The organism is Alteromonas sp. Cnat2-8, from assembly GCF_022348355.1.
In the GTDB taxonomy this organism is placed as follows: Bacteria; Pseudomonadota; Gammaproteobacteria; order Enterobacterales; family Alteromonadaceae; genus Alteromonas; species Alteromonas macleodii.
Genome location: NZ_JAKREX010000002.1, coordinates 116,261 through 127,508, shown reverse-complemented (window position 1 = coordinate 127,508; position 11,248 = coordinate 116,261). Strand labels below are relative to the sequence as shown.

Sequence of the window (11,248 nt, the reverse complement as noted above, 5' to 3'; positions counted from 1 at the left end):
TAATAAAAACGCGAAGTGTATAGCATTAGTAGACCGAGGAAAACGCTGCGCAGGTCAGTTTAGACCAGTAAGTTTATTTTTACTCACAGCTCTGCACATTTCCATTTATCAATATAAACAGCCTGTATGTATCTGTAGCAGCCCGCATTAATCATCAATCTCACCTTATTGTTTGCTTACCTTTCTTGCTAAAAGAAACGAGATAACATAACATTCGCGACCTCTACAAAACCTGCCAAAGACACGTAATACCTTGCTTATGCCTGACCTTAAAACACCGTTTATATTTTCTTTAGTTGCATTATCAGTAAGCGCCGCTGCGCAAAGTGATGAAAGCTCCCTTCAAGGTGCTCATGATGAACTTGAACACATTGAGGTAAAAAGACACTTTCAGCCATACCGTGGTAATGTACCGCTAATCGACACCCCACAAGCAATCGACCGAATTACTGCTGATACCTTAGCGAATGAAGGGATCACGCGCTTCATCGATGCGCTAGATTTTGCGCCCACCATTGTTAGACAAAACAACTCTGGCGGCATGTTCGATAGCTTTGCGATCCGAGGTTTTTCTGGCGATGAAAATAACCCATCGGGTTATTTAATAAACGGCTTCAACGTGCGTGGCTATAGCGGTAATAGAAGCACGGTTAACGTTCAAACCATAGAAGTAATGAAGGGGCCGGGTTCAGCCTTATATGGTCAAGGTGAACCTGGCGGTACCATTAACGTTATTACCAAAAAACCTCAGTTCGAAGAGCAAGGCTACATCCAGGGTACCGTAGGTAATTTTGATAAAAAACAAGTAGAGTTCGATTACACGAACGGCATTAATTCAGACATGGCGTATCGCGTTAACGGTTCATACGAAGACTCTGATACTTATCGCGATAACGTGTTTTTCAAGAATTTGAACCTTAACCCTTCATTCATTTGGAACATTTCTGATCACACTAGCTTAAGCTATCAGATGGAAATACTGGATCAGGAAAAGCCGCTTGATCGCGGTGTGTTCATAGTAAATAACGACTTTGACGCCGTAGATGCCGAAGACTTTTATGGTGATGTTAGAGACGGAGCGCATGAAGTTGAAGCCTTCGGACATCAGCTAGTGTTAAATCACGAGTTGAATCACAACTGGCATTTACTCAGTGGCTTCGCCTACAGAGACTCTTCTTTTGAAGGGCAGTCTTCAGATACTGAACTGTCAGAAGGCCGTCAGCTTTTGTATACCGACCCATCTATACTTTCAAGGCAACGCAGAACCCGTGACTATCAAGCGCAAGACTTATCACTACGCTTTGAATTAAGTGGCGTGGTGGACGTGGCAGGCTTCGTAAATAACGTCTTGTTTGGTTTGGACTATTACAACTACCACATCGATACAGACTATCGTCGTTTGCGCACTGCGTGGGGGGCGGGTGATACCACTTATAGCATCGACCCTGAAAATCCAGACTACACTATTTTCAGACCTGACGTTACGCCCACTACACTCACGGCTGAAAAGCAAAAAGGGTTAGGTTTCTACGCACAAGATGTTATAGAACTTAGCGAAGCAACCAAGCTTTTAGTTGGCTTTCGCGTGGACAAATTCGAGCAAGACATTCTTAATAAGTTAAGCAATGAAGGGCAAGAACAAGACCAAACGGAAGTGACGCCACGCTTTGGTTTCGTGTATGAAATCAATGATTCTGTAAGCCTTTACACTAGTTATGCAGAAGGTTTCAGACCCAACTCCGGACTTGACTCTGACCGCAACGCGTTTGACCCTGAAGAGACCACCTCTTTTGAGGTAGGAGCTAAGTGGGAAAACATTGCTGATATGTTTTCTGGTAGCGTCGCTATTTTTGATGCTGAAAAGACCAACATGCTTACCGCTGAACCTAACACTGGCTTTTCAGCTACGCTCGGTGAAGTTGAAAGCCAAGGGGTAGAATTTCAGTTAACCACTGACCTTACTTCAGACATTCGCCTTGATATGGCATACGCATACATAGATGCTAAAACCGCTAACGAAGTCAATAACTTGGATTGGGGCGTGCCTATAGCTAAAGGGTCGCGATTAATCAATATCGCCAAGCATTCGGGGTATATCTCGCTTAACCATTTCACCAGCGTATTTGAAAAAGAAGCGTTCTTTGGTGTGACCATGCGTTACGTGGGCGATCGCTTAGGACAAACCACCGATCCAACATTCATTTTGCCGTCTTATACCCTTGTGAACTTAGCAGGGTCGGTGAATATCAGCGATGCACTTTCTATGAGATTTGACGTGAATAATCTGTTCGACAGAGATTATTTTGAGAACTCATACCATCAGCTTTGGACCATGCCGGGCTCTCCGACTAACTACACAGTAAGCGTTAAGTACCAGTTCTAGTAATAAAATCAAACAAGCCGGTGGCTTCGATGTTCCGGCTTGTTTGGTATACATTTCTATTCGCCGTTTTGCACTGGCATTTTCCCTGAGTCACGGTTTTCCCACCCGTGTCCGTTGAACGGGTCTACACCTAGCTGCTGCATAATGTAGGGGAAGTCAACGTTAACCCAGTTATCTACAATTTTACCGTCTACCACTTTCCAAAAATCCATATAGCGAATTTCGACTTTTTTACCAGTAGGCTCTATTCCCATAAAGGTCCCAGTGTGAACCGCTTCTTGGCGACCAAACGCAGCGCACCACTCACCTTGTGTGACGCGAGCTTCATCTATACAAACTTTATCAGAAAACGCAGCCTGAAACGGTCGCTGCCAGTTGTCTTGAAACTCTTTTAACCCTTGTTTGAAGCCGCAACCTGCATTGCCCATCCAGCGAAAGTTCTCGCTGAAGAAACGGCCCATATTGTCGATATCATGATCATTTAATCCATCGACCATAGCGTCAATGGTATCAATGGTTTCCTGCGTTTTTGACAAGTCGTTGTCTTTTGTAAGAATGCCTTGTTCTGGACGTGAACCTTTCATCTCATATCTCCCCAAAAAGTGTTGAGTACTGCATATTAAAAGCTCTGTTTAAAGAATGCGTAATTAGGGTTTTGAAACAGAGCGTAAAGTAGATATTCAGCGCTAAGAACCAAAACTGGGCTCATCACCCTAGTGATTGCCCAGTTTGCTCAGCGTTTAAAATAGCGCACTGCGCTACACGTGTTAATCGAACTTGTACTGTAAGCTTACGCCGTATGTACGCGGGTTATTCCAGTTTGCCTGAATGGAGTTGATAGGCAGCCCATTAAGCACTTGAGACTGAACCACTGCACGAGTAAGCACTTCTTCATCCGTCAGGTTATTTGCAAAGAAATCGACGTTTAAGTTTTCATTTACTTCCCAAGAAATGCGAGCCGTTACCATGGCGTGAGCATCTACTTTTGTTTCAGGAATATTGATATCAAACGCGTAGTGATCGTCAACAAAGTTCACATGAAGATAAGGCGTTAAGTAACCGCCATTTGGCAATGAGTACTCATACCTTGCACTTAGGCCCAGCGTATAATCTGGCGACATAGCTGGAGAGTAACCCGCAAAGCTAAACTGGCTATTTGGATCGTTTATATCCTGACGGCCATCAACATTGCCTAACCCAAGTAATGGCTGAAGTTGAGAATTACCTACAGCAAAGTCGTCAGCGAACTCGGCGTTAAGAAGCGCCAAGGTTGCATTTAACGTTAACTCGCTTAGTGGGCGCCATTCCAAATCAGCTTCTAACCCGTAGGTGTCAACCTGACCACCGTTTTCATAGTATTCAAAGGTTGTACTAACGCCAGTAGAAACGCACTGTGCCACGGTTAACTCAGTTGTTGTGTCGTTACACGATACTGCAAACAGCTGCGCTTTCACGTCATCGTATTGGTTTGCAAAAGCAGAAACGTTAAACCGAACGGTGTTATCGAATAAAAAGCTCTTCAAACCAATTTCGTAAGAAATAACTTCTTCATTGTCGTATAGCGGATCGGCACCACGCGCTACCACCCTCGCGTCGTTAGCACCACCAGTACGATAACCTGTTGCTGCACTGGCATAGACCATCATGTCTTTTGCAACATCTAGCTCGTAAGCTAATTTCCACAATACCGCTGAGTCGTCCCAATCGGGAATTGAATCGCCTGTAAATGTCTTTTCGTCTTTGTTGTAGCGAAGGCCAACCAACAAGCGGTTGCTGTCGTTAAGTTGATAACGAGCTTGGCCAAATACGGCTACAGAGTCGACTTCATGCGGGTCGTGATTTGGATTTCCCCACGAAGGAACCGTAATAGAATCTGGCTCACCGTTACCGGTTGTATCCTCACGCCACAGCCATTCCCAATCCGCTTCTTGCGAGAACAAATAAACGCCTGCTATCCAAGAAAACGGGCTATCGCTTTCAACAGATGACAACTGTAGTTCGGTAGAAAACGCTTTTTGATCGTCCTGACGTCCAAAGCCCCCAACAAAGTCTAAGCCACCATCGCTGTAGTCGTTATCGTAGAATTGCTCGCCTGACAGTTCAGAATAATTGGTGGTCCACTTTGCGTTTGCCCAGTCCATCGCCCAGTCGAGGGTCAAGGTTGCCGACCATGCTTCTTGGTTATCGAAAGACACCGCATTTCTGTATACATCGTATGGGCCTTCATCATCTCGCTCTGCATCAGCTGGCTGATAAATGTGGCCAGGTGTTACCGTAGCAACAGGGTTGTAAACGCCCGACCCCGGTGAGGTTTCAGAAATTTGATATCCCGCAATTTGTTGGTAACCCCAAATTGCTTCTGAGTTTGCGTCTTTCTTACTGTAATCAAGGCGAAGCAATGCAGTAACATCGTCTGAGAATTCGTATTTAGTCGTGTTACGTAAGTAGAATTGGTTTTTCTCACGTAAATCGTCTGACGAGCCCGGCAAGAAATGGTTTTCGATCATGCCGTCATGACGGTCGTGACTCATGACAAAGCGCGTAGCGGCCTTATCACTAAGCGGCAGGTTTAGAATAGCTTCATAGGCCGAACGGTCATAGCTACCATGAGTAAGTTTCACAGAACCACTGGTATAGCCAAGTTCAGGCTGCTTTGAAATAACGTTGATACTACCTGCAAATGTATTTCTTCCATACAGTGTTCCCTGCGGCCCGCGCAGTACTTCAATGCGCTCAATATCAACGTAAGCCCCTAAGCCACCGGTGGTCGTTGGCACATAAATACCATCCTGGAAAATACCAACAACTTGTTCAGCAATACCTGTACCGGCCACGCCAACTTCGTTGGTACGAGCACCACGCATAGCGGGACGAACTTCACCACCTGAGCTGCCTATTCTTAATCCGGAAACAACGTTTTCAAGACCACTAATATTTTCAATGCCGTTACGCAAAATATCATCTGCACCTAACGCGCTCACAGAAGACGATACTTCCTGCAAATCTTGAGATTGTCGGTTTGCTGTTACTTCAATACGTTCAACGCCCGCTGCTTTAGCTTCGCTGTCAGGGGTTTCTTGTTGGGCGCTAGCGCAAAAACTAACGCTGATTAGAAGTGCACTTTGAATAGCGCGGGAGAGGTATGTTGTATGGTACTTTCGTTGGTCTTGCTTCATCGTGATAGTTCCCGGATTAATAAAACCTTATCTGCAGTAACCTGTTAGTGCCCTGCGTTTATCAAGCCTTTGATGACCCTGCCTGTGACAACATCATACTAGGTTGTTTAATTCTTGGTCTAAACAAACATACAACTCAATTTACTTCGAAGTCAATAAAAATGTTCAAAGATTGTTAATTCATGAATTTTAATTTTTTGTTTAAATACATTAAGAACAAATAAATGCATGTAACAAAAGGCTTTATTTATAAACAATGAGCTTTAGCAATGACAGCAAAAAACAAGATTTCGAAGTATAAATATAGACTTCAAGTCAAAAATGACTGGTAGGATCTGCATAGAAAAATGGCACTCGAATGGATAGAAACCGAATGCTGATGCATGAGTTAAGCATTAGTGAAAAAAGGTAAGAAAGTGCACTTGAGATAGCTTGGGTTATCAGAAAGCCCACCTAGCAAAAACGGACGTTTTGCTAGGTAGCTTCGAGGGGAAATGACGTCAGTCAGTACACCAATTTCAGGTATAAAGCCTTTGGTATTGTTCGATTAACTGTAGGTGGTAGTGCGCGATAAGATATCTAACCCTTGCTGTTTTAACCAATAAGGCACATCCATCAACACCCAGTTTTCCAGTAATTTATCCCCTTTGCGATAGTACACATCAACCACTCGCATGTCGGCACGAATACCCGACGCCGGCATGCCGAACAAGCCGCCACCAGCCGTATTCGATAGGTTCGGCCAGCCAAAGAAACAGGCAAAACTGCCTTCACTAAAGCGCGCCACATGACCATTAAACACTTTATCTTTCAAACCTTTACGAAAAGGAAATTGATGTTGCTGCTGGTAACGCTCGATGGTGTATGTAGCCCCTATTCCCGCTGGCCCGTACCACACCATATCTTCGCTCCAGCATTTGGCGAGAAGTTCTGGTGGACAGTTGTCGTTACCCGATTTATTCAAAGAATCTAGGTCTCTTACCATTTCTTCAACCAGCTCAATGGTCTTTTTAGACTCCTTAGGATCTTGCTCTTCAAACAGTAAACCGTTGTGATCACATGGCCCTGGATAAACAAACGTATGGCCAGTTTCTACGGGCAAAGGATTAAGCCCAACTTGCTGCATTAGTGCAATTAAGTCGAAGAAAATAGCGTGGCTAACTATCTTATTTTCACGTACTTCAAAAAACTCGGCATACCGTAAAAAAGCCAGTTTCCCCGTACTTCTAATACCAAGAAAAGGCTTGTCGAACAGTCCAGCAAAGTGACCCATCGACATAACCCACTTGCCTTCGCCGGCACTGTTATCTCCCGCCATGAATACGTCCTCACGGCGCTTCATACGCGTAAAACTCTGTTTTAACGGCTCCCACAACTCTTTCACTAATTCTGCTGGAGTCGAACATTTATCAAACGGATAGCAGGCATAAATCTTTGCATTTTCATAAACATACGATTTCACTACGCCTTTAACATCACTTGCCTCACCTTTGTCAAAAGCGGCTTGATAGGATCTGACAACGGCTTTTTCGCTATTAAAACTCATGACTTACGCCTCTTTGTTTAAAAAATTGTTAATACTGGCCTGAAATAATTAATGACTTCGAAGTCATTATGTATTAGGTTGAATATTATTGTAAATAGAAAGCGCGCTTATTAAGCAGGCAGAGTAAAGAATATGACTGAAAATTTTGGCGTTTTAAACTGGTCTATCTTAGGCGGGTACATCATTGCGAATCTGTTGCTAGGTTTGGTGATTGGTAAAAATATAAAAAATTCCGACGATTTTTATCTCGGTCAAAAACAAACTCCGTGGTGGGCAATAGGTATTTCGGTTATTGCCACTTACGTTAGCGCCATGACGTTTCTTGGGGCACCAGCCTGGGCTTATTCAGAGGGGCTATCTGTTATAGCACTTCATTTGAACTACCCTCTCGTCATCATGGCTGTAATCATATTCTTTTTCCCATTCTTCTATAACGCAGGTGTAGCGTCCATCTACGATTACCAAGAACGGCGTTTCGGCAAGCGTGCCCGCGCCATGGTATCCAGCATTTTTATGCTAAGCCAAATCATGAGCTCAGCAGCTATTCTTTATGCTACCTCTCTTGTGTTGTCGTTCATTACTGGCGTACCTGTAGTGTGGTCTATCGTTATAGTTACTGCCATAGCGCTTATCTACACCATGATGGGCGGCATTACTGCCGTAATTTGGACTGACGTTATTCAGTCAGTGATCTTATTTGTGGGCGCGGGCATTATTATGTACGCCCTGCTTGAAAGCGGCGACACTTCACTATCTTCATCAATGAGCGAGCTTAAAGCTCAGGGTAAATTAAACCCACTTAATTGGGACTTCGACTTTACTGAAGAAACTACAGTGTGGAGCGGCATTATTGCTATGACGCTGTACCACATCACCGTTTACGGCACCAACCAAATGATGGTGCAGCGAACGCTGGCTGCCAAGAATATTGGTGACGCCAAGAAATCCTATTTATTAATGGGTTTCTGCGCGTTCTTCATCTACTTCTTCTTCATTGTACTTGGCGTGTTGTTCTACGACTTTTATCAAGGCAAAACCTTCGAAAACAGCAACACAATCATTTTGCAGTTCGCAACCGATTACGGCTTGCCGGGTTTAATGGGCATTATTGCAGCCGCGGTTATGGCCGCTTCCATGTCTAGCCTAGACTCCTCATTTAACTCGCTATCGACAGTGGCAACTATCGATTTCTACATCAAATACTTCAAGAAAGACGCGTCGGACGCCCATTACCTTAAGGCTTCACGTATTTTTACCTTGTTCTTCGCTGTACTTATTATTTTTCCAGCAATTGGCTACCACCTATTCAGCGAAGGCTCAATTTTAGAAATTTTGTCTAAAGTAGGCTCCTATTTTGTAGGTGCGCAAATGGGCATGTTCTTCTTAGGGTTCTTCTCTAAGCAAACAACCGAAAATGGCCTGATCATTGGCACCTTAAGCGGCTTTATTGTTGTGACTTTAGTGGCCTTAAATACAGATATCGCGTGGCCTTGGTACTGCATCATAGGTGCAAGTGCCAACATTGTGGTGTCTATGATTGCTAGTCGCCTTATCGATGGCGTTCAAACCGAATACAACGCTTATACCATTAAAGGGCAGCAGCAACACTTCGCGCGCGAAGGTCTCGATGAGAAAGAGCAAGGATGGTATCGCGTACCCGGCCGCGTAGATCCAATCAACTACATATTGTTTGGGTTCTTCTTACTCACACTCGTGTTCTTATTTTCAATTCAATTTATGTTTTAAAAGCCAAACTCAGCGCTTTTGAGGGAGATTCTATGAGCGAAACATCCATAGCAAAAACGGTGTATTGGCAGCCTCTGCATGACATGCTGGACCCTGCACGAAGTAAAACGCAAACCTTAGCGGGTTTCGATGAAGAGTTTGTCGACTTAGCAGACTATATTTTGCGCATAACCCATCGTATTTGGGAGCAGAAAAACATTGGCGCTTGCTACGATTATTATGCTGACTACTGCCCGGTACATACGCTTGGCGGTTATGCCGACAGTGTTGATGTGGTGGTTCAAAATACGTTAAAAACCATTGCCGCCTTCCCTGACAGGTCGCTTATAGGTGAAGACGTTATTTACCGTGAAGAAGCCAACGATGTGTATTATTCGTCGCACCGTATCACCAGTATTATGACCAATAAAGGCCCCTCTGAATTTGGCGCGCCAACAGGCAAAACCGGGCGTGTAACCACCATTGCAGACTGCATGTGCAGAGACAATAAGATTTTTTACGAATGGCTAATGCGAGACAATAGCTTTCTTATCGCTCAGCTTGGTATTGAGCTAGACGATGCTGCAGCGTTTCAAGCCAAGTTTCCTGTTTCAAGCACGTTTACCCAATGGCTAAATGAAGAGTACGCACGAACATGTGCTAACGAGGCATCGCGCTGGGAAGCATTGCCAGAACAAGACAAGCCGTGGGGCGACTTTGCCAAATCATGGGCCGACCAAATCTTCAATAAGCGCATGTTCAATAAGCTCTCTGACTTTTATAAACCTAATGCGTCAGTGCAGTGGCCGGGCGGACGCCAAGCCACTGGCAATGCAGCTATTGGCGGCATGTTCATTAAGTACTTGGCCAGTTGCCCAGACGCCAACATGGTAGTAGATCACATTTGCGTTACCCATTACGACGACAATCGCGTGAACATTGCGCTTAGGTGGGGACTGGCAGGTCATTACAATGCTACACAAAGCAAATATGCGCAGTTTAATCAGCAACCCCATTACATTTTAGGTGCAACTCATTTTGAGATTGAAGACGGTGTAATAGCCAAGGAGTTTACGGTGTTTGACGAAGTAGCAGCGTTGGCAAACCTTATGCGCAAACTACCACAAGCGACGGAGGCATAAGCATGTTAAGCACAATTCAGCAGTTGCTAGAAAAACAAGACACACAAACACTTACCGCTGCCTTGCTTCATTCAAGCCGCTGGCTTTTAGGAGAAAGACTGCACTACGGGCCAATTCAGCAACGGGGTTTAATGGCTAATTGGCTTGATATTACAACGCATTTTGAGACCGTTGAATTATGCGCGAAGGTGCAAAGTGGTGATGTTGAAGCAGGTGTATTTTGTCTTTCATCAGCATCGACCACCACATACTTTATTGCACAATGCGAACATCGCAATGGCGCTATCAAGCAATTGCTTCAATGGGTAGACAGTGCTTCACTTGCGGCACACTACAATACAAAAGAAGCCCCTGGCTATGACAACTCGATGTCGCTACCTTTTTGGCCCGAGCCAGACCCATTACAGCTGAGCGAATTTGACCCTCAACTTCATCTTAAGACAACCCATGCGGGCATTAACGATGTGGTTGCAAGTAACACTAGCGATAAGAGCAAGGCGCTACTGTCGCAATGGTGGCAAGTGTGGCAAGGCTTCGACACGGCTGGCATCAAAGAACTATACAGTGACGCTACCCATATTAGCGTAAATAGCCAAGTGTTAAACAAAGAAGGTTCCCCTTCTGTCTCGTCTTGGCTGACTCAACTTGAGGGAAAGTTACACCGCCGCTACTGCCAGTTGGAACAAGTAATAACTGATGAAAGTAACGCGCTAGTTAGATGGCGAATAGATGCAGACCTGAAGACTGATAACGGCCTAATACGCGTGCGCCTGCCCTTAGCAACCATGCTTACGTTTAAAGAGAATAAGATTGTGAGCGAGTACTGGGTAGTTGATTCTATCGCGTTTGAAAAACGCTTTGGTGCCCCCCTTCCCTTCTAACCACCCTTTTTAAGCTAACGTATCAGCTTCCAGTCACTAAAATTTGATACGTTAGAATTTTGCGCCTCTCCGTGTGTAGAGGCGTTTTTTTTGGCTTTCTATTAGTGGTGATTAGAGGTTGAGGGGTTAGTTTTTTTGTGGATGCTTTAGTTTTAAGGGACGGCTGTTGGCAAGGAGCGGATATTCAGAAAATTTCCTTGAACTTCGGTCCTGGTCTCAGATTCCTATATGGAAAACATTCATAAAAACGTAAAAAGTGATAATAAGTGATCTGAGGCTATAGCCCCTTGTATTACTGCTGATGACCGTTCAGTCAAGCGGACATCAACAAATTAATAATGCATTTAGACAAATTAGACTCTCCGATTACCGCCAATACTTGTCGAGCCCAGCAG

7 protein-coding genes are annotated in these 11,248 nt (G+C 44.5%); 4 read left to right on the top strand and 3 right to left on the bottom strand.

Going from position 1 to position 11,248, the window contains the following annotated elements; translation table 11 throughout:
• Window positions 1-259: 259 nt before the first annotated feature.
• Window positions 260-2,383: a TonB-dependent siderophore receptor gene (locus tag MHN00_RS04760; protein WP_239300477.1), complete on the top strand. Its 2,124-nt coding sequence runs from the start codon at window positions 260-262 to the stop codon at window positions 2,381-2,383.
• Window positions 2,384-2,439: 56 nt separating this feature from the next.
• Here the strand turns inward: MHN00_RS04760 and MHN00_RS04755 are convergent, their stop codons facing one another.
• The 3 genes from MHN00_RS04755 to MHN00_RS04745 all read right to left on the bottom strand — a co-directional run bounded on the left by MHN00_RS04755 (window position 2,440) and on the right by MHN00_RS04745 (window position 7,105).
• Complete coding sequence (locus MHN00_RS04755) at window positions 2,440-2,967, bottom strand: ester cyclase (protein WP_025256356.1); 528 nt, start codon at window positions 2,965-2,967, stop codon at window positions 2,440-2,442.
• 183 nt (window positions 2,968-3,150) lie between these two features.
• Window positions 3,151-5,559 (bottom strand): TonB-dependent receptor, encoded by a 2,409-nt coding sequence (locus tag MHN00_RS04750; RefSeq protein ID WP_239300475.1) that lies wholly within the window; start codon window positions 5,557-5,559, stop codon window positions 3,151-3,153.
• 547 nt (window positions 5,560-6,106) lie between these two features.
• The gene (locus tag MHN00_RS04745; RefSeq protein ID WP_239300473.1) at window positions 6,107-7,105 is read right to left on the bottom strand and encodes an ester cyclase; all 999 of its coding nucleotides are present in this window, start codon (window positions 7,103-7,105) and stop codon (window positions 6,107-6,109) included.
• Between the two features lie 132 nt (window positions 7,106-7,237).
• Here MHN00_RS04745 and MHN00_RS04740 point away from each other — a divergent pair, with 132 nt between their 5' ends.
• The 3 genes from MHN00_RS04740 to MHN00_RS04730 are packed head-to-tail and all read left to right on the top strand — an operon-like array spanning window position 7,238 to window position 10,853.
• Window positions 7,238-8,851, top strand: coding sequence for a sodium:solute symporter (locus MHN00_RS04740; RefSeq protein ID WP_101565774.1), 1,614 nt, complete (start codon window positions 7,238-7,240; stop codon window positions 8,849-8,851).
• Between the two features lie 32 nt (window positions 8,852-8,883).
• Window positions 8,884-9,972 (top strand): nuclear transport factor 2 family protein, encoded by a 1,089-nt coding sequence (locus MHN00_RS04735; protein ID WP_039226041.1) that lies wholly within the window; start codon window positions 8,884-8,886, stop codon window positions 9,970-9,972.
• A gap of 2 nt (window positions 9,973-9,974) precedes the next feature.
• A complete protein-coding gene (locus MHN00_RS04730; RefSeq protein ID WP_069944896.1) occupies window positions 9,975-10,853 on the top strand; it encodes a nuclear transport factor 2 family protein in 879 nt (292 codons plus the stop codon).
• Window positions 10,854-11,248 lie beyond the last annotated feature (395 nt).

Excerpts from the sequence above, each read along its gene's own strand:
- MHN00_RS04750 (WP_239300475.1), bottom strand. The coding sequence starts at position 5,559 with ATGAAGCAAGACCAACGAAAGTACCATACAACATACCTCTCCCGCGCT.
- MHN00_RS04755 (WP_025256356.1), bottom strand. The coding sequence starts at position 2,967 with ATGAAAGGTTCACGTCCAGAACAAGGCATTCTTACAAAAGACAACGAC.
- MHN00_RS04740 (WP_101565774.1), top strand. The coding sequence starts at position 7,238 with ATGACTGAAAATTTTGGCGTTTTAAACTGGTCTATCTTAGGCGGGTAC.
- MHN00_RS04730 (WP_069944896.1), top strand. The coding sequence starts at position 9,975 with ATGTTAAGCACAATTCAGCAGTTGCTAGAAAAACAAGACACACAAACA.
- MHN00_RS04735 (WP_039226041.1), top strand. The coding sequence starts at position 8,884 with ATGAGCGAAACATCCATAGCAAAAACGGTGTATTGGCAGCCTCTGCAT.
- MHN00_RS04760 (WP_239300477.1), top strand. The coding sequence starts at position 260 with ATGCCTGACCTTAAAACACCGTTTATATTTTCTTTAGTTGCATTATCA.
- MHN00_RS04745 (WP_239300473.1), bottom strand. The coding sequence starts at position 7,105 with ATGAGTTTTAATAGCGAAAAAGCCGTTGTCAGATCCTATCAAGCCGCT.